Source organism: Paenirhodobacter hankyongi (assembly GCF_003664585.1).
GTDB classification, from domain to species: Bacteria; Pseudomonadota; Alphaproteobacteria; order Rhodobacterales; family Rhodobacteraceae; genus Rhodobacter; species Rhodobacter hankyongi.
In genome coordinates, this window is record NZ_RCHI01000002.1 from 250,679 (window position 1) to 268,693 (window position 18,015).

The window sequence follows — 18,015 nt, forward strand, 5'->3', positions numbered from 1 at the left end:
TGCAGCGCGACCGAAGCGCCCTCATATCTGGCAGCGCAAACGGAGGGTGACATGGCGGAAGACAAATTCCCCGGCTGGCACGGCACGACGATCATCGGCGTGCGCAAGGGTGGCCGCGTTGTGGTGGCGGGCGACGGGCAGGTCAGCCTTGGCCAGACGGTGATCAAGGGCACGGCGCGCAAGGTGCGTCGTCTCTCGCCCGGCGGGCGCGACGTGGTGGCGGGCTTTGCCGGCTCGACCGCCGATGCCTTCACCCTGCTCGAGCGGCTGGAGAAGAAGCTCGAGGCCGCGCCCGGGCAGCTGGCCCGCGCCTGCGTCGAGCTGGCGAAGGACTGGCGCATGGACAAGTATCTGCGCAACCTCGAGGCGATGCTGATCGTCACCGATGGTGCCGACCTTTACGTCATCACCGGCGCGGGCGACGTGCTGGAACCCGAGCATGACATCGCCGCGATCGGCTCGGGCGGCAATTACGCGCTCGCCGCGGCACGGGCGCTGATCGACAGCGATCTCGACGCCGAAACGATCGCCCGCAAGGCGATGGCGATCGCGGCCGAGATCTGCGTCTACACGAACGGCAACCTGACGGTGGAGAGCATCGCGAAATGACCGACCTGACCCCGCGCGAGATCGTCTCGGAACTTGATCGTTTCATCATCGGCCAGGGCGACGCCAAGCGCGCCGTCGCCGTCGCCCTGCGCAACCGCTGGCGGCGCAGCCACCTTGCGCCCGAGCTGCGCGAGGAGGTCTATCCGAAGAACATCCTGATGATCGGGCCGACCGGCGTCGGCAAGACCGAGATCTCGCGCCGCCTGGCCAAGCTTGCGAAGGCGCCCTTCCTCAAGGTCGAGGCGACGAAATTCACCGAGGTCGGCTATGTCGGCCGCGATGTCGAGCAGATCATCCGCGACCTGACCGATGTCGCCGTGACCGAGACCCGCGAGCGGATGCGCGAGGAGGTCAAGGCGCGCGCCCACAAGGCCGCAGAGGACCGGGTGATCGAGGCGCTCGCGGGTTCCGACGCACGCGAAGGCACGCGCGATCTGTTCCGCCAGAAGCTGAAGAAGGGCGAGCTCGACGACAAGGTGATCGAGCTCGAGGTCGCCGATGCCGCCCCGGCGATGCCGATGATGGGCATGGGCGGTCCGGGCATGGAAACGCAGATGCAGGGTCTGCAGGACCTGTTCAAGGCCTTCGGCGGCGCGCGGCGCACCCGGCGCAAGATGACCGTCGCGGAAAGCTATGAGGTGCTGATCCAGGAAGAGGCGGACAAGCTTCTCGATGACGAGGCGGTGAAGACCGCGGCGCTCGAGGCGGTGCAGCAATCGGGCATCGTCTTCATCGACGAGATCGACAAGGTTGCCGCCCGCGCCGAGACCCGCGGCGCCGATGTCTCGCGCGAAGGCGTGCAGCGCGACCTGCTGCCGCTGATCGAGGGCACCACCGTCTCGACGAAATACGGCCCGGTGAAGACCGACCACATCCTGTTCATCGCCTCGGGCGCCTTCCACATCGCCAAGCCCTCGGACCTGCTGCCCGAATTGCAGGGCCGCCTGCCGATCCGGGTCGAGCTTCGGGCGCTGACCGAGGACGATTTCACCCGGATCCTGACCGAGACCGACAACGCCCTGACCCGGCAATACACCGCGCTGATGGCCACCGAGGAGGTCACCGTCAGCTTCACCCCCGAGGGCATCGCGGCGCTCGCCCGCATCGCCGCCGAGGTCAACCGCACGATCGAGAACATCGGCGCGCGGCGTCTCTACACGGTGATGGAGCGGGTGTTCGAGGAGCTGTCCTTCTCGGCCCCCGACCGCGGCGGCGAAAGCGTCGTGGTGGATGCGGCCTTCGTCGAGAAGCATCTGGGCGATCTGTCCCGCTCGACCGATCTGAGCCGCTACGTGTTGTGACGCGCGTCTGGTGAAGCGGGCGGCATCTGCTATCTTGCGCGCAGCCAAGGAGGCCCCGTGCGCAAGATCGTCCTCGCCCTGCTGATCGCCCTTGCCGGCTGCGCCCCGCGCGCCGAGATCGCCTATGCGCCCGATCCCGCCGCGCCGGCGCGGCCGATCTTCGTCGGCTCGACCCGGGGCGCGAACCTGCAAAGCGGGCAGGACTTCAGTTTTGCCCGCAGCCCGGCGCTGGCACTGGCGCGCTTCGACGTGGCGGTGCCGCCCGAGCACAAGACGGGCGAGCTGCAGGTGCCCGAGGAAGGGCACAGGCCCGACCCGAAGCGCGACTTCCTCGTCGCCCGCTCCGAGATCTACCCGACCCCCGCCGCCTTCCGCACCGACCTGCACCGTGCGCTCGCCCAAAACGGCAACGAGGCGATCGTCTTCGTGCACGGCTACAACACCAATTTCGCCGAGGGGCTCTACCGCTTTGCCCAGCTTGGCGCCGATTTCGATCTGCCCGGGGTGCTGGTGCATTACTCCTGGCCCTCGCGCGGGCAGGTGATGGGCTATGCCTATGACCACGACTCGGCGCTGTTCGCGCGTGACGGGTTCGAGACGCTGCTGCGCGACCTGCGCCTTGCGGGCGCGCGCCACATCCTGATCGTCGCCCATTCGATGGGCGCGGCGCTGAGCATGGAAACCCTGCGGCAGGTGTCAATTTCAGCTGATACAGAGACGATGTCGCGGATCTCGGGCGTGGTGCTGATCTCGCCCGACATCGACGTCGACGTGTTCCGCGCGCAGGCAAAACGCATCGGCCGGCTGCCGCAGCCCTTCATCATCTTCACCTCGCAAAAGGACAAGGCGCTGCTGCTGTCCTCGCGGCTGAGCGGCGAGCGCGCCCGGCTCGGCAACATGACAAGCGTCGACCGGCTGGCCGACCTGAAGGTGACGGTGGTGGAAACCGGCGCCTTCAACACCCGCGAGGGGCATTTCAACATCGGCAATTCGCCGGCGCTGATCCAGCTTCTGCGCAGCTCCAGCCGTCTCGCGAAGATCCTCGAGGGCGCGCAATCGGCGAATTCCACCTTCATCGCCGGGGTGGTGATGACGGTGCAGGACGCCAAGCAGGTGATCCTGACCCCGGTGCAGGCGATCGGCGGCTAGCGGCGGCGCAGGTAGATGTAATAGGCGCCCGAGCCGCCGTGCTTCAGATGCGCCTCGCTCACCTGCATCACCACCGCGCCCAAGGGCGGCAGCCGCAGCCAGTGCGGCACCTGATGGCGCAGCACGCCCATGCGCTGCGGGATCGGTCCGTCGTCAAGGCCGCGCTTGCCCTTGCCGGTGATGACCAGGATCAGCCGGCAGCCGCGATCGGCTGCGCTGAGCACGAAGTGAATGAGTTCCGGATGCGCCTCGGACAGCGTCATCCCGTGCAGGTCAAGCCGCGCCTCGGGCTCGAGCTTGCCGCGGGTCATGGCGCGATGCGCCTTGCGGTCCATCACCACCGGCTGCCGTGCCAGATGCTCGCCGATGCTGGGGGCCAGGTCATGGCCGTGCCGCGGCGGCGCGGCGGTCTGGCCAAGACGGAAGGCCTTCGCCTCGAACCGCGGCGGCTTTTCCGGCGGCAAGACGGGGTCTGGCGGCAAAACAGGCTCTGTTTCGGCCGGTTTCGGGTGTTTCGGGTGCATCGCCCGGGCCGAGGCCGCGACCTTGTCCCACAGCTCCCGCTCTTCCGAACTCAGCTTGCGGCGCCGTTTCATCCCCGCCTCCGCAGCCAGATCATCCGCCCGCGGGCGTTGATCGCCCCAGCCTGCCGCCCGGCCTCAGCCCCGGATCCCAAGAACAGATCGCCGCGCCCCGCGCCGCGGATCGCCGAGCCGGTGTCCTGCGCCACCATCAGCCGCCGGCCGAAGCCCGGGCAATCGACCCAGACCGGGCTGCCAAGCGGGATGACCTCCGGATCGACCGCAAGGCTGCGCCCGGCGGTCACCGGCTGGCCCATGGCGCCGATCGGGCCGGTGCCCTCGGGCAGGTCGAGCAGGCGGAAGAACACGAAGGACGGGTTGGTGTTCAGCAGATCCTGCACCGCCGCCGGGTTCTGCGCGCACCAGCGGCGGATGCGGTCGGGCGTCATCTCGGCCACCGGTGCAACACCCCGCGCCACCAGCTCGGCCCCGATCGAGCGATAGGGCTGGCCGTTCTTGCCGGCAAAGCCGAGGCGCAGCGTGCCGCCTTCGGCAAGCCGCAACCGCACCGAGCCCTGGACCTGCGCCAGGAACGCCTCGATCGCGCTTTCGACGAAGGCGATCTCATGGCCCGCCAGCAGATCGCCCGCGACGATCTCGGCCCGGCTGGCCCAGGGGCGGGAGAAATCGACCCCGGCGGGCAGCGCGTAAAGCGGCGCCGGAAAGCGGACCGAGCGCGACCGCGAGGCCGGAAGTTCGGGCTCGTAATAGCCGGTGAAATGCGCGCTTCCCGGATCGGTCACCTCGACCGGCTCGAAAACCGTCTCGAACCAGGTGCGGGCATCGCCCTCGGGCGCCACGCCCGTCACGCAAAACGCCGCCCGTGCGGCGGCGTGATCGTCTGCGTCCCAGCCGGGAATCTCTGCCCAGTCGAGCGGGCGCATGGCTCAGCCGCCCGTCGCCACAAGCTGCCAGTTCGGGTCGGCGCTGCCCATCTTGCGCGCGAAGGTCCACAGATCGCGCTGCTTGCGCGGCGCGCGGGCATCGCCCTCGACCACCGTGCCCGCGGCATCGCGCGCCACCGAGATCAGCTCGCCACCGAAGCGCACGGTGATTTCGGCCTCCTGCGTGGCGGGGTCGAAGCTCGCCTCGCTCAGCACAAGCTCGCGCAGGCCGACGAATTCCGCCTGCACCTCGAGCCCGCGGGCGGCGCGGTCCTGCACCGCCGCGTTGAAGGCATCGAAAACGTCGGGCGACAGGAAGGGACGCACCTTCTCCAGATCGCCGGTCTCGAAGGCCATCACGATCATCTCGTAGGCGCCGCGCGCCCCTTTCAGGAACTCGGCCACGCTGAAGGCGGGCTCGAGCCGCTTCATCTGCGCCAGCGCCACGGCGGCGTCCGAGCCCTCGGGCACATGGTCGATGATGTCGCGATCGGGGCCGCCCTCGATCACCTCGAAGGCGCGGCGTTCGGCCGGTTCGGGCGCCTCGAGCGGCGGCACGACCGGCTTTTCGAACCCGTCGCGGGTGCCAAGCACGTTCTTCAGCCGCAGGATCAGGAAAATGGCGATCCCGGCGAGGACGATGAGCTGAATGACGGCGTTCGACATGAGGTTCCGTTTCGAGGCAGGTTTGTAAATTCGCACTCCCCACTTATGTAGGCTACGGGCGCGATCAAGTCCACCGGCGCCCAAGGAGTGATGTATGTGGATCTTTCTGGCCTTCCTGGCCGTACCCGTGATCGAGATTGCCCTGTTCATCCGCGTCGGCGGCTTGATCGGGCTGTGGCCGACACTGGCTCTGGTCGTGCTGGGGACGCTGGCCGGGGCGCTGGTGGTCCGGAGCCAGGGAACGCGAACGCAGACCGAGCTGCGTCGCGCCATGGCCGGGCTCGGCGACCCGGCCGAGCCGCTTGCCCATGGCGCGATGATCCTGCTTGCAGGGCTTTTGCTGATGCTGCCGGGCTTCTTCTCCGATGCCTGCGGTCTTGTGCTGCTGATCCCGCAGGTGCGCTCGGCGGTGTTGCGCTGGCTGTCTGGGCGGGTTCGGGTGAGCGGGTTCACGACCCGTAGCGGCGCCTTTGCCGACAGCAGCTTCGTCCGGCGCGATACCGGCCCCGGCGTGATCGACGGCGATTTCCACGAGATCGACCCCACGAACCTGCCGCCGCGTGGTCCCTCGGGCTGGACGCGCCATTGAGACGCGCGGGCCGGGATGCTACACCCGGCGCAGACAGAGTGTGGAGGGACACATGACCCAGCAGACGAACGGCGCCGCGCCCGAAGCGCCGCAGATGAAAATGAGCATCCTCGCGCAGTTCGTGCGCGACATGTCCTTCGAGAACGCGGTGGCGCTGAAGGGGCTGCAAAGCAACGACGTGCAGCCCGAGATGCAGGTGCAGGTCAGCCTCGACGCGCGCAAGCGCTCGGTCGAGCACCAGTTCGAGGTGATGGTGAAGCTGAAGATCACCGCCACCAACAAGGCGAACAACACGCCGCTCTACCTGCTCGAAGTCGATTACGGCGGGATCTTCCACATCGAGGGCGTGCCGGAAGAGCAGATGCACCCCTTCCTGCTGATCGAATGCCCGCGGCAGCTGTTCCCCTATGTGCGGCGCATCGTCTCGGACGTGACGCGCGACGGCGGCTTCCCGCCCTTCAACCTCGAGCCGATCGATTTCGTCGCGCTCTACCGCGCCGAGCTTGCCCGCCGGGCCGAACTGCAGGCCGCCGAGGCGCCCGCCCACGTGTCCTGAGCCCGTCCGGGGCCGCGGCACGCTGCCTCAGGGGCGCCATGACCCGATGACATCGACCGCCGCCGCGAGCATTCTGCGGCGGCGTTTCCATTCCCGCAGGACAGCGATGAACGACCAGATCCCCGCCTGGGTCGGCGACCGGCTGACCCCCATGGACAAGATGGAGGTGCACCGTCAGGGCTTGCGCCATCCGGCGGTGTCGATCTTCGTGCTCGACGGCAACAAGGTGCTGATCCAGCGCCGCGCCGAGACGAAATATCACTCGCCCGGGCTTTGGGCGAACACCTGCTGCACCCATCCGAAATGGAACGAGCGGCCCGAGCACTGCGCCCTGCGCCGGCTGAACGAGGAGCTGGGCATCACCGGCCTCTATCCGGCCCATGCCGACCGGCTCGAATACCGCGCCGAGGTCGGCAACGGGCTGATCGAGCATGAGGTGGTGGACATCTACCTCGCCTATGCCCGCCCCGGCATGACGATCACCCCGAACCCCGAGGAAGTCGCCGAGATCCGCTGGGTCGGGCTTTACGACCTTGCCGCCGAGGTCCGCCGCCACCCCGAGCGCTTCTCGAAATGGCTGGCGATCTATCTGGCCGAGCACATGGACCGGATCTTCGGCGCGCTGATCCGCGGCTGAGCGCGCGGTCAATTTTCCGCCGATGGCCGGAAAAACCCCGCAGGGCGGGGCCTCGGCTCTGGGCATTCGGCACCCGATCCTGCATCTTGGAAACACTGTGATGGGAGTGTTTCCGTGCGTCGTCCGCAATTCGTGTTTTCCGCCCTTCTCGCGGCCTCGGTTCTGGCCGGGCCGGCCCATGCCGCGGATCTTGTCAGTTTCATCACTCCGGGCGCCGACGAGGCGTTGCGCACGACGTTGCAGAACGCCTCGCTCTCGCGCGAGGCGGGGGCCGCCAAAACCCCGAACGCACAGGATCTTTTCGCCTCTGCGCGGGCCGATTACGCCCGGCTTCTGGGCGTGCTCTACGATCAGGGCTATTACTCGGGCACGATCTCGATCCGCATCGACGGGAACGAGGCGGCGGCGATCGCGCCGATGGATGCGCCGGCCCGGATCGGCAAGATCGAGCTGACGATCGAACCGGGCCCGCGCTTCGTCTTCTCGCAGGCGGCGATCGCCCCGGTCGCCCCCGGCACCCAGCTGCCGAAGGACTACAGGATCGGCGCCACCGCCCGATCGGGCCTGATCGTCGAGGCGGCGACCGCGGGTGTCAGCGGCTGGCGCGAGGCCGGCCACGCCAAGGCCGCCGTCGCCGGCCAGAAGATCATCGCCGATCACCGCGAGAACACCCTTGCCGCCGATGTCACCCTGGCCCCCGGCCCGGTCGTGCATTTCGGCGATCTGCACACCTCGGGCAACGAGCGGCTGCGCACCAAGCGTCTGGTCGAGATCGCGGGCTTTCCGACCGGCGCGACATACGCGCCCGAGAAGATGGACGAGGTCCGCACCCGGCTGCGCCGCACCGGCATCTTCAGCTCGGTCACCCTGACCGAGGCCGACAAGCTCGGCCCCGGCAACAGCCTTGATGTCGAGCTGGCCGTGGTCGAGGAAAAGCTGCGCCGGATGGGTGTCGGCGCCGAGATCGCCAGTTCCGACGGGTTGACGCTGAACGGCTACTGGCTGCACCGCAACCTTTTCGGCGGCGGCGAGAAGCTGCGCATCGACGCCGAAGTCGCAGGGGTCGGCGGCGCGACCGGCGGCACCGATTACACGCTCGGCGCCCGGCTCGACCGGCCCGCCACCTTCACCCCAGACACCTCGGCCTTCGTCGTCTCGGAAATCGCCAAGACCTATGAGGAGGATTACGACGAGCGCACCTTCACCCTCGGCTTCGGCCTGTCGCATATCTTCAGCGACCGGCTGACCGGCGAAAGCGCGGTCGAATACCAGTGGTCGGAGGTGAACGACGCCGCCGGCAAGACCATCTTCCGCCAGGTCGCCTTCCCGAACACCCTCACCTGGGACAACCGCGACGTCGCCGCCAATGCCACGAAGGGCTATTACGGGATGGTCGCGCTGACGCCCTTCGTCGGACTTGGCGACACCGGATCGGGGGCGCAGCTGAAGGGCGATTTCCGCGCCTACAAGGGCTTTGGCACCGGCAACCGCTTTGTGCTGGCCGGGCGCGCGCAGATCGGTGGCGTCTTCGGGCCAAGCCTTGCCGCGACACCGCGCGACTATCTCTTCTATTCGGGCGGCGGCGGCACGGTGCGCGGCCAGCCCTATGAATCGCTTGGCGTCAACGTGCTCGAGGGCGGCACGCTGCGCACCGGCGGCACCCGCTTCCTCGGCGTCTCGGGCGAGTTGCGCGCCGGCATCACCGATGCGATCGGCATCGTCGCCTTCTATGACGCGGGCTTCATCAGCGCCGACGCGTATTTCAGCGGCGGCGAATGGCAATCGGGCGCGGGCCTCGGGCTGCGCTACAACACCCCGATCGGGCCGATCCGGCTTGATGTCGCGGCGCCGGTCAGCGGCAGCACCGGCGACGGGGCACAGATCTATCTCGGGATCGGGCAGGCCTTCTGATGCGCATTCTGGCTCTTCTCCTCCTGCTTCTGACCCCGATCGCCGCCGCCGCACAGGACGCGACGCTTCCCGACGCGCCCGCCACGGTCGAGGCCCCGGCCGAACCCACCGCCGAGCAGACCGAGCGCGACCGCTCCTATCTGACCGGGCTGATCGAGGACAATCTCTCGGGCGCGGGCCGCACGATCCGGCTCGAGGGGTTCAAGGGCGCGCTGTCGTCGCGCGCCACCTTCGACACGCTGACCATCGCCGATGACGAGGGGGTCTGGCTGACCATCCGCAACGGCGCGCTCGCCTGGGACCGCACCGCGATCCTGACCGGGCGGATCAAGATCGGCGAGCTGTCGGCCGACGAGATCGACCTGCCCCGCCTGCCGGTCGCCGCCGCGAGCAGCGCCCCAGGCCCCGAGGCCAAGCCCTTCTCGCTGCCCGAGCTGCCGGTCTCGGTCGAGATCGGCGCGCTCAAGGCGCAAAAGGTCGTGCTCGGCGCCCCGGTTCTGGGCGAGGAGGTCACGCTGGCGGTGAACGGCGCGATGTCGCTTGCGGGCGGCGAGGGCAGCGCGAAGCTCGACGTCACCCGCAGCGGCGGGCCGAAGGGCAAGGTCTCGTTCAACGGCAGCTATGCCAATGCCAGCCGGGCGCTCTCTCTCGACCTGCTGGTCGACGAGGGCAAGGACGGGATCGTGTCGAAACTGGCGGGCCTGCCCGGCACGCCGGCGCTGACGCTCGCCGTTGCCGGCTCGGGCACGCTCGACGCGTTCAGCGCAGATACCGTGCTCAGCACCGAGGGTGCGCCGCGGCTGACCGGCAAGGTGACGCTGACCTCTGCCGTGCCGAAGGGCGCGCCCGCGGGCAGCACCCCGGTGCAGGGCTTCCGCGCGCTTCTGGGCGGCGACATCACGCCGCTGCTGCCGCCCGACTACCATGACTTCTTCGGCACCCAGAGCGCGATCTCGGTCGCGGGCGAGCGGGCTCCCAGCGGTGCTCTCAGCCTGACGAGCCTGAGCGTCAAGAGCGACGCACTTGACCTCTCGGGGCAGCTTGACCTGCTGCCCTCGGGTCTGCCCTCGCGCTTCGACCTGACGGCGAAGCTGGGCCTTGCCTCGGGCGCGCCGGTGCTGCTGCCGGTGTCGGGCGGGCAGACGATGGTTCAGAAGGGCACCGTCTCGCTCGCCTATGACAGCGCCACCGCGGATGGCTGGACACTCGACGCCCGGCTCGACGCGCTGGAACAGCCGACGGCCAGGGTGCAAAGCCTGCGCCTTGCCGGATCGGGCCGGATCGGCACGGCGAGCGGCACCCCGACCGCCGGCGGCACGCTGACCTTCACCGCGAACGGCATCGAGATGACGGACCCGGCGCTCGCCTCGGCGATCGGCCCCTTCGTCACCGGCCGCACCGTGTTCTTCTGGCAGCAGGGCAAGCCGCTGCGCCTGCCGGCACTGAAGCTGATCGGCCGCGACCTGTCGCTCTCGGGCCTTCTCACCCTCGACAACCTGTCGGGCGGTGTGGACGTGACCGCCGATCTCGACGCCCGCGCCGCGGCGCTGTCGAACTTTGCCGCACTTGCCGGCCAGCCGCTCTCGGGCGCGGCCGAGGGCAAGGTGAAGGGCAGCATGACCCTGCTCACCGGCGCCTTCGACCTCGAGACGACCCTGACCGGGCAGGACATCAAGACCGGCGTCGCCGAGGCGGATGCGCTGCTCGCCGGCACCTCGGTGATCGAGGCCTCGGCCAAGCGCGACGAGACCGGGCTCTTGCTGCGCAGCTTCCACGCCAGTGCCGGCAGCCTTGATGCCACCGCCTCGGGCAGGCTCTCGACCGGCAAGAACGACCTGACCGCGAAGATCACCCTGCCCGATCTCTCGGTGCTGGGCCGCGGCTATCGCGGCGCGCTGAACGCCACGGCACGGGTCTCGGACGTCGAGGGCGCGCGCGAGATCAGCGCCGAGGCGGTGGCGAAGAACCTGGCCTCGGGCCGGGCCGAAATCGACCGGATTCTGGCGGGCGAGAGCCGCATCTCGCTGCTGATCGACCAGAAGGACGGACGCACGCTGCTGAAAAGCCTCGACCTCGCCGCGCCGCAGCTGACGGCAAAGGCGAGCGGCACGGCCGAGGGCGCGGGGCAACGCATCGCACTTTCGGCGCGGCTCGCGAATGCGGCGCTGCTGGCGCCGGGCTTTGCCGGGCCGGTCACCCTTGCGGGCACCGTCACCGACACCGGCAAGGGCTATGGCGTCGACCTCAAGGGCACCGGCCCGGGCGGCACCCAGGCCGCCGTCACCGGCTCGGTCGCGGCCGATTTCGCCAGCACCGACCTGAAGATCACCGGCACCACCGAGACCGCGCTGGCGAACACCTTCCTCTCGCCGCGCTCGGTGCAGGGGCCGCTGCGCTTCGATCTGCAGATGAAGGGGGCGCCCGGGCTGCCGGCGCTGTCGGGCCGGATCACCGGCACCGATCTGCGGCTGACCGCGCCCACCTTCGGTCTGGTACTGCAAAACATCGGGCTGCGTGCCGATCTGTCGGGCGGGCGGGTGCAGCTCGCACTCGACGGCGCGCTGAAGGGCGGCGGCACCGTCGCGCTGAAGGGGCCGGTGACGCTGTCGGCGCCCTATGCGACCGACCTTGCGCTGACGCTGAACGGCGCGCATCTGCGCGACCCCGAGCTGTATGACACCCGCGTTTCAGGAGCGCTGCGCATCGCCGGACCGATGGCGGGCGGCGCAAAGATCTCGGGCGCGCTGACGCTGGCCGAGACCGAGTTGCGCGTGCCCTCGACCGGGCTTGGCGGCGCGGCCGCGATCCCCGACATCACCCACCTGCACGAATCCGCCGCCACCCGCACCACCCGCGCCCGCGCGGGCCTGTTGCAGCAGGATAATGGGGGCGGTTCGGGCAGCAGCAGACCCTATGCGCTCGACATCACCATCTCGGCGCCGAAGCAGATCTTCGTGCGCGGCCGCGGCCTTGACGCCGAGCTGGGCGGGGCGCTGCGGCTGACCGGCACCACGGCGAACATCGTGCCGGTGGGTCAGTTCAGCCTGATCCGCGGCCGGCTCGACGTGCTGGCCAAGCGCTTCACGCTGAGCGAGGGGCAGGTCGCGATGCAGGGGGCGCTGGTGCCCTGGATCCTGTTCAGCGCAGTGACCGAGCAGGACGGCTACACCATCACCCTGACGCTTGAAGGCGAAGCCTCGGCGCCCGAGCTGAAGATCTCCTCCTCGCCGGAACTGCCCGAGGAAGAGGTGCTGGCGCGGCTGCTGTTCAACCGCGGCCTGACCAACCTGTCGCCGCTTCAGGCGGCGCAGCTCGCCTCGGCCGTCGCCTCGCTCGCCGGCAAGGGCGGCGAGGGGATTGTGGCCAAGCTGCGTCAGGGCTTCGGCCTCGATGACCTCGACATCGGCACGGATGCCTCGGGCAATGCCACGCTGCGCGCCGGCAAATACCTGTCCGAGAACATCTATACCGACGTCGAGGTGGAAAGTTCGGGCTCGACCGCGATCAACCTGAACCTCGACCTGACCTCGCATCTGACGGCGCGCGGCAGCGTCGATTCGACCGGCGATAGCGCGCTCGGCCTCTACTTCGAAAAGGACTACTGAGCCGCGACCGAGGCGATCCAGTCGCGAAAGGCGATCAGCGGCGGCGAGGGCGCGACATCGGCCGGCCAGACCAGCGAATAGGTGCCCACCCCCGCGACCACGTCGCCGGGGGTGCGCACCAGCCGCCCCTCGTCGATCTCGGTGCGGGCCAGGAACTCGGGCAAGAGCGCGATGCCGACGCCATGCACCGCGGCCTGGGTCATCGGCGCGAACTGGTCGAACATGATGCCCTGCGTGTGCGGCGCCTCGAGCCCGTGATGCGCGAACCAGGCGTTCCAGGCATTCGGCCGCGATTCCAGCTGCAACAGGGACTGTTTTTCCAGATCCGCCGGCACCGTCATCGGGTGCTGGCGGGCAAACTCGGGCGAGCAGGCGGCGACGATCCGCTCCTCGAAGAGCGTCAGATGCTCGGCCCCGGGCCAGGGCCGCACGCCGAAATGAATGGCCGCATCGAAGGTTTCCGAGGCGAAATCGAAGGGCCGCATCCGGGTGCCGAGATTGAGCGTGATCCCCGGATTGGCGGCCAGAAAGGCGCCAAGCCGCGGCGCCAGCCAGCGCGTGCCGAAGGTGGGCAGGATGGCGAGGTTCAGCACCCCGCCCCCCGGGTTCGCCCGCAGCCCGAGCGAGGCCCGCGCGATCAGCTCGAGCGCCTTGCGTACGTCGCGCGCATAGGAGAGCGCCGGTTCCGTCGGCTGCAACCGCCGCCCCTCGCGGCGAAACAGCGTGACGCCGAGCTGCCCCTCGAGGTTTTGCACCAGCCGACTGACCGCGCCTTGCGTCAGGTTCAGCTCGCGCGCCGCGGCGGCGGTCGAGCCAAGCCGGCACACCGCCTCGAAGGCAGACAGCAGCGAGACCGAGGGGATATAGCGGCGCGGCAGGCTCATGTATGTGCTCCGTGCATGATCTGCCGCCAGAATAGCGGTAGAAACACGCGGGAAACAGGCCCATAAAGCATGAAACACATGGAGGACCCCCGATGGCCCTGAAGCCGAAAGACGCCCCTGACCTCTCCAGCTTCAACTGGGAAGACCCTTTCCGCCTGGATCTGCAGCTCACCGAAGAAGAACGGATGCTGCGCGACGCGGCCCGCGCCTATGCGCAGGAAAAGCTGCAGCCGCGCGCCATCGAGGCCTTCGAGAATGAGAAGACCGATCCGGCGATCTTCCGCGAGATGGGCGAGATGGGCCTGCTGGGCGTGACCGTGCCCGAGGAATACGGCGGCATCGGCGCCTCCTATGTGGCCTATGGCCTTGTGGCGCGCGAGATCGAGCGGGTCGATTCGGGCTATCGCTCGATGATGTCGGTGCAAAGCTCGCTGGTGATGTACCCGATCTATGCCTACGGCTCGGAAGAGCAGCGGATGAAATACCTGCCAAAGCTCGCCTCGGGCGAATACATCGGCTGCTTCGGCCTGACCGAGCCGGACGCGGGCTCGGACCCGTCCTCGATGAAGACCGTGGCGAAGAAGACCGCCGGCGGCTATGTGCTGAACGGCTCGAAGATGTGGATCTCGAACAGCCCGATCGCCGATGTCTTCGTCGTCTGGGCGAAGTCCGAGGCGCATGGCGGCAAGATCCGCGGCTTCGTCCTCGAGAAGGGGATGAAGGGTCTGAGCGCGCCGAAGATCGGCAAGAAGCTCAGCCTGCGCGCCTCGATCACCGGCGAGATCGTGATGGACAATGTCGAGGTCGGCGAAGACGCGCTGCTGCCCGGCGTCGAGGGGCTGAAGGGCCCGTTCGGCTGCCTCAACCGCGCCCGCTATGGCATCGCCTGGGGCGTGATGGGCGCCGCCGAGTTCTGCCTGCATGCCGCGCGGCAATACGGGCTTGATCGCAAGCAGTTCAACAAGCCGCTGGCACAGACCCAGCTGTATCAGCTCAAGCTCGCCAACATGCTGACCGAGATCAGCCTCGGCCTGCAGGGCTGCCTGCGCGTCGGCCGGCTGATGGACGAGGCGAATGCCGCGCCCGAGATGATCTCGATCATCAAGCGCAACAACTGCGGCAAGGCGCTGGATGCGGCGCGGCTGGCGCGTGACATGCACGGCGGCAACGGCATCTCGGGCGAGTTCCAGGTGATCCGCCACATGGTGAACCTTGAGACGGTGAACACCTACGAGGGCACGCATGACGTGCATGCGCTGATCCTCGGCCGCGCGATCACCGGGCTTCAGGCGTTCTTCTGAAGGGCACGGCGCGCCCTGCACGCGGCCAGTTCCGCGTTCAGGGCCGCCCCCAGAAGAACCGAAAACACGCTGAGATAGAGCCACATCATCAGCGCGATCACCGCGCCGATCGAGCCGTAGATCTTGTTGTAGCTGCCGAAGTTCGCAAGATAATAGGTCAGCGCCAGTGAGGCCCCGGCCCAGACCAGCGCGGCGAGGATCGCGCCGAAGGTCAGGATCGGGTCACGCCCGCCGCGGGTGTTCGGCCCGTAGCGGTAGAGGATGCCAAGCGCGGTCAGCATCAGAAGCAGCATCCCGCCCCAGGGCAGCCCCGACAGCAGCCAGCCCGTGAGCGCGTGAAACGGCAGGAAGTTCACCGCGATCGGCACCACGACGATCGTCGCCAGCGCGGCAAGCATCACCCCCACCAGCGCCAGCGTCATCACATAGCCGAAGAGATAGCTGAGCAGCGTGGTGCGTGAATGCGTGCCGTGGATCACGTTCAGCCCCTCGATCAGCGCGCCGACGCCCGCCCGCGCCGACCACAGCGCGACGGCGACCGAGATCAGCGTCGACAGCCCGATGCTGTCGCGCGGCCCGTTCAGCAGCGCCAGAATCTGCGTGTTCAGGATCTCGTAGGCCTCGGGCGGAATGAAATCATCGGCCACCTGCAGATAGGATTCGATCACCATCGGATCGGAAAAGGCGCTCCAGACCGCGATCGTCGCCGAGATGCCGGGAAACACCGCCAGCATCGCGTAGAAGGCGACGCCCGCCGCGATCAGCGTGATCTTGGTGTCGGCCAGCCGACCGGCCAGCGCCAGAAGAAATGTCCAGATGCCGCGCACGCGAAAACCCTTTTTCGCCACCTTCCCCCAAGGCGACGACCGGCGCAACCATGCCGGCACACGCAACTGCGACTGCAAGGCCCTTTCCGTCCGGCTTCGAAAAGGCTAGCGATATCGAAAGGTTCCTCTGGCTCTTCGAGGTTGTCATGAGCAAACGGATCATCGCCTTCGTCGACGGCTCGATCTATTCGGCCAGCGTGTGCGATCACGCGGCCTGGGTGGCCAAACGCATGGGCACCTCGGTCGAGCTTTTGCACGTTCTGGGTCGGCGCGGCTCCACTGCCCCCTCGGAGGGGCTGGGCACGCGTTCGGCGCTGCAGGCCGAGCTTGCCGCGGTCGATGAACAGCGCGCCCGCCTTGTCACCCATCGCGGCATCGCCATCCTCGAGGATGCGCGCCACATGCTGACCAGGGGCGGCGTGCAGGCGGTTTCGAGCGAGCTTGTGCATGGCGATCTGCTCGACACGCTCGCGCGGCACGAGATGGGCGCCGAGATGGTGCTGATCGGCAAGCGCGGCGAGGCGGCCGATTTCGCCATCGAACACCTCGGCTCGAATCTCGAACGGATCGTGCGCTCGGCACAGCATCCGGTTCTGGTCGCCTCGCGTGCCTTCCGGCCGATCAAGAAGGTGCTGGTGGCGCATGACGGCGGCGCCTCGTCACTGAAGGCAATCGACTATATCGCGCGCTCACCGCTGTTCCCCGATCTGCAGATCACCGTCGTCGCGGTCGGCGTGAAGACCGCCGAGACCGAGCGCCGGCTGGCCGATGCGGCGGCGCTGCTGCGGGCCGGCGGCATCGCGACCGAGACGCTGACGGTGGGCGGCGTGCCCGATGTGGCACTTGGCAATCTGGTCGACAGCGCCGGCTTCGACATGCTGGTGATGGGCGCCTATGGCCATTCGCGCATCCGCTCGCTGATCATCGGTTCGACCACCACGGCGATGATCCGCTCGTGCAAGGTGCCGGTGCTTCTGGTGCGCTGAGCCGGGCAGGACAGCGCCCCGAGACCAGCGGCCCCGGGGCGTGAAAAAGGCTCTGTGCCGGCTTATTTCAGCGATTTCACCACATGGTCGGCAAAGGCGTTGACCATCGCCTGGTAATAGACCGGGCTGTCCTTCGTCAGGCTGGTCACGTCCGCCCCCTCGGGCAGGAAGGCGATCACGTCCGGATAGGCGACGGTCAGCGTGTAATTGTCGAAGTTCGAGTTGTCGACGTCGGAGGTCACGCTCACCGTGCCGGTCAGCTTCGACTGCGACAGGTCGTTCAGCGCGGCCCAGCTGCTGGCCAGCGCCAGCGCGTCGATGTCGACGGTGATCTTCGAGCCGCCTTCGGTCACCAGCCGGTCAGGCGCGAGATCGGCGGCGATGCGCGCCTGAAGATCGTCGGGCAGCTTGGCGAAATAGGCCGCGGCGGCGGGGTTCTTGATCGCGGTCAGATCGGCGTTCACGTCGATCTCCTGCACCGGGGTCGGCTGGGCGAACGCCCCACCAGCCAGAAGCAGCGTCGCGGTCGTGGTCATCAGGATCTTGCGGATCATGGGTCTCTCTCCTTCATGGGCGGACGTCGTCCGCTGATGGAAGGGAAACGAGCGAGCGACGGCCCCGGTTCCGGCACGATCGCGTCAACAGACCCTGTTCCGGCGGAAATCCGCATGAGAAAGGCCCCGACATGATGCCGGGGCCCTGCGTCATTCCAACCGGTCCTCAGGCGACGAGGGTCTCGGTCGAGGAGAAGAACATCGCCTGGCTGACCGCCGAGCGCACCTGCGTCTCGGTATAGGGCTTGGTGATCAGGAAGGCGGGTTCGGGGCGTTCGCCGGTCAGCAGCCGCTCGGGGAAGGCGGTGATGAAGACGACGGGCAGCTCGTCGAACTGCTCGAGGATGTCGTTCACCGCGTCGATCCCCGAGGAATTGTCGGCCAGCTGGATGTCGGCAAGGATCAGATCGGGCTTTTCGCGCGCGGCCAGCGCCACGGCGGTGCTGCGGGTGGCGGCGATGCCGGTGACGCGGTGGCCCATCTCCTCGACGATGCTCTGGATATCCATCGCGATGATCGCCTCGTCCTCGATGATCATCACCTTGCCGGCGACCGAGGCCTCCATCTCGCGCAGCGCGATCTCGATCAGCTCGGCCGCCTCCTCGGCGCCGACCTGCATGATCGCGCCGATCTCCTCGACGCGGAACCCCTCGATCGTGTTCAAGAGCAGCGCCTCGCGGGTGTTCGGCGTCAGCGTCGCCATGTGGTCCTGCGCCCGCGCCGAGAGCCGCGTGTCGGGCTCGCCCAAGGGCGCCCCGGCCGAGGCCCAGACCAGGTGGAAGGCGTGGAACAGCGCCACCTTGGGATCGCCCGCGCCGTCGAAGGGCGTCGGATCGGCCAGAATCGCCTCGAGCGTCGCGGCGGCGAAGCGGTCGCCCGAGTCCTGACTGCCCGTCAGGGCCCGCGCATAGCGGCGCAGGTAGGGCAGGTTCGCGCCAATGGACCCTGCGAGATCGGTGGACATGAAAAGCTCCC

General features: G+C 68.3%; 17 protein-coding genes. 10 read left to right on the forward strand and 7 right to left on the reverse strand.

Going from position 1 to position 18,015, the window contains the following annotated elements; all coding sequences use genetic code 11:
* Positions 1-51: 51 nt before the first annotated feature.
* Genes hslV through DYS74_RS03210 form a run of 3 tightly spaced genes read left to right on the forward strand, consistent with a single transcriptional unit; the run spans position 52 to position 3,059 of the window.
* On the forward strand, positions 52-609 hold the full coding sequence (gene hslV, locus DYS74_RS03200; protein WP_121530839.1) for an ATP-dependent protease subunit HslV: 558 nt from the start codon (positions 52-54) through the stop codon (positions 607-609).
* Positions 606-1,910 (forward strand): ATP-dependent protease ATPase subunit HslU, encoded by a 1,305-nt coding sequence (gene hslU, locus DYS74_RS03205; RefSeq protein WP_121530841.1) that lies wholly within the window; start codon positions 606-608, stop codon positions 1,908-1,910. Before hslV ends, hslU begins: the two co-directional genes overlap by 4 nt.
* Positions 1,911-1,967: 57 nt before the next feature.
* Positions 1,968-3,059, forward strand: coding sequence for an alpha/beta hydrolase (locus DYS74_RS03210; RefSeq protein WP_183077437.1), 1,092 nt, complete (start codon positions 1,968-1,970; stop codon positions 3,057-3,059).
* On the opposite strand, the gene DYS74_RS03215 is transcribed toward DYS74_RS03210, so the two are convergent.
* From DYS74_RS03215 to DYS74_RS03225, 3 genes are read right to left on the reverse strand one after another with little or no spacing between them, the layout of a single operon-like run.
* The gene (locus DYS74_RS03215; RefSeq protein WP_121530845.1) at positions 3,056-3,655 is read right to left on the reverse strand and encodes a Smr/MutS family protein; all 600 of its coding nucleotides are present in this window, start codon (positions 3,653-3,655) and stop codon (positions 3,056-3,058) included. The genes DYS74_RS03210 and DYS74_RS03215 overlap by 4 nt on opposite strands.
* Positions 3,652-4,524, reverse strand: coding sequence for a murein transglycosylase A (gene mltA, locus DYS74_RS03220; protein WP_121530847.1), 873 nt, complete (start codon positions 4,522-4,524; stop codon positions 3,652-3,654). The genes DYS74_RS03215 and mltA overlap by 4 nt, the downstream gene beginning before the upstream one ends.
* A 3-nt stretch (positions 4,525-4,527) precedes the next feature.
* Positions 4,528-5,190 carry a Tim44/TimA family putative adaptor protein gene (locus DYS74_RS03225; protein WP_121530849.1) on the reverse strand — a complete coding sequence of 221 codons (663 nt, stop codon included), beginning with the start codon at positions 5,188-5,190 and terminating at the stop codon, positions 4,528-4,530.
* A 94-nt stretch (positions 5,191-5,284) separates the two neighbouring features.
* On the opposite strand from DYS74_RS03225, the gene DYS74_RS03230 reads away from it, so the two are divergent.
* The 5 genes from DYS74_RS03230 to DYS74_RS03250 all read left to right on the forward strand — a co-directional run bounded on the left by DYS74_RS03230 (position 5,285) and on the right by DYS74_RS03250 (position 12,488).
* Positions 5,285-5,779 (forward strand): FxsA family protein, encoded by a 495-nt coding sequence (locus tag DYS74_RS03230; RefSeq protein ID WP_121530851.1) that lies wholly within the window; start codon positions 5,285-5,287, stop codon positions 5,777-5,779.
* Positions 5,780-5,831: 52 nt separating this feature from the next.
* Entirely contained in the window at positions 5,832-6,335 is a 504-nt protein-coding gene (secB, locus tag DYS74_RS03235; protein WP_121530853.1) for a protein-export chaperone SecB, read from the forward strand.
* A 106-nt stretch (positions 6,336-6,441) separates the two neighbouring features.
* Positions 6,442-6,972, forward strand: coding sequence for an isopentenyl-diphosphate Delta-isomerase (idi, locus tag DYS74_RS03240; RefSeq protein ID WP_121530855.1), 531 nt, complete (start codon positions 6,442-6,444; stop codon positions 6,970-6,972).
* A gap of 114 nt (positions 6,973-7,086) precedes the next feature.
* Complete coding sequence (locus DYS74_RS03245) at positions 7,087-8,883, forward strand: autotransporter assembly complex protein TamA (RefSeq protein WP_245965180.1); 1,797 nt, start codon at positions 7,087-7,089, stop codon at positions 8,881-8,883.
* Positions 8,883-12,488: a translocation/assembly module TamB domain-containing protein gene (locus DYS74_RS03250; RefSeq protein ID WP_121530857.1), complete on the forward strand. Its 3,606-nt coding sequence runs from the start codon at positions 8,883-8,885 to the stop codon at positions 12,486-12,488. Before DYS74_RS03245 ends, DYS74_RS03250 begins: the two co-directional genes overlap by 1 nt.
* On the opposite strand, the gene DYS74_RS03255 is transcribed toward DYS74_RS03250, so the two are convergent.
* On the reverse strand, positions 12,482-13,372 hold the full coding sequence (locus DYS74_RS03255) for a LysR family transcriptional regulator (protein ID WP_121530859.1): 891 nt from the start codon (positions 13,370-13,372) through the stop codon (positions 12,482-12,484). The two genes, DYS74_RS03250 and DYS74_RS03255, sit on opposite strands and share 7 nt — an antisense overlap.
* Positions 13,373-13,464: 92 nt before the next feature.
* Between DYS74_RS03255 and DYS74_RS03260 the strand changes: the two genes are divergently transcribed.
* Complete coding sequence (locus tag DYS74_RS03260) at positions 13,465-14,673, forward strand: acyl-CoA dehydrogenase (RefSeq protein WP_121530861.1); 1,209 nt, start codon at positions 13,465-13,467, stop codon at positions 14,671-14,673.
* Here DYS74_RS03260 and DYS74_RS03265 read toward each other — a convergent pair.
* Positions 14,658-15,500 (reverse strand): YihY/virulence factor BrkB family protein, encoded by an 843-nt coding sequence (locus DYS74_RS03265; protein ID WP_183077438.1) that lies wholly within the window; start codon positions 15,498-15,500, stop codon positions 14,658-14,660. The two genes, DYS74_RS03260 and DYS74_RS03265, sit on opposite strands and share 16 nt — an antisense overlap.
* Positions 15,501-15,646: 146 nt before the next feature.
* On the opposite strand from DYS74_RS03265, the gene DYS74_RS03270 reads away from it, so the two are divergent.
* On the forward strand, positions 15,647-16,486 hold the full coding sequence (locus tag DYS74_RS03270; RefSeq protein ID WP_121530865.1) for a universal stress protein: 840 nt from the start codon (positions 15,647-15,649) through the stop codon (positions 16,484-16,486).
* 62 nt (positions 16,487-16,548) lie between these two features.
* Here DYS74_RS03270 and DYS74_RS03275 read toward each other — a convergent pair whose 3' ends face one another.
* The gene (locus DYS74_RS03275; protein ID WP_121530867.1) at positions 16,549-17,040 is read right to left on the reverse strand and encodes a hypothetical protein; all 492 of its coding nucleotides are present in this window, start codon (positions 17,038-17,040) and stop codon (positions 16,549-16,551) included.
* A gap of 166 nt (positions 17,041-17,206) precedes the next feature.
* Complete coding sequence (locus DYS74_RS03280) at positions 17,207-18,004, reverse strand: response regulator (protein ID WP_121530869.1); 798 nt, start codon at positions 18,002-18,004, stop codon at positions 17,207-17,209.
* Positions 18,005-18,015: the final 11 nt, after the last annotated feature.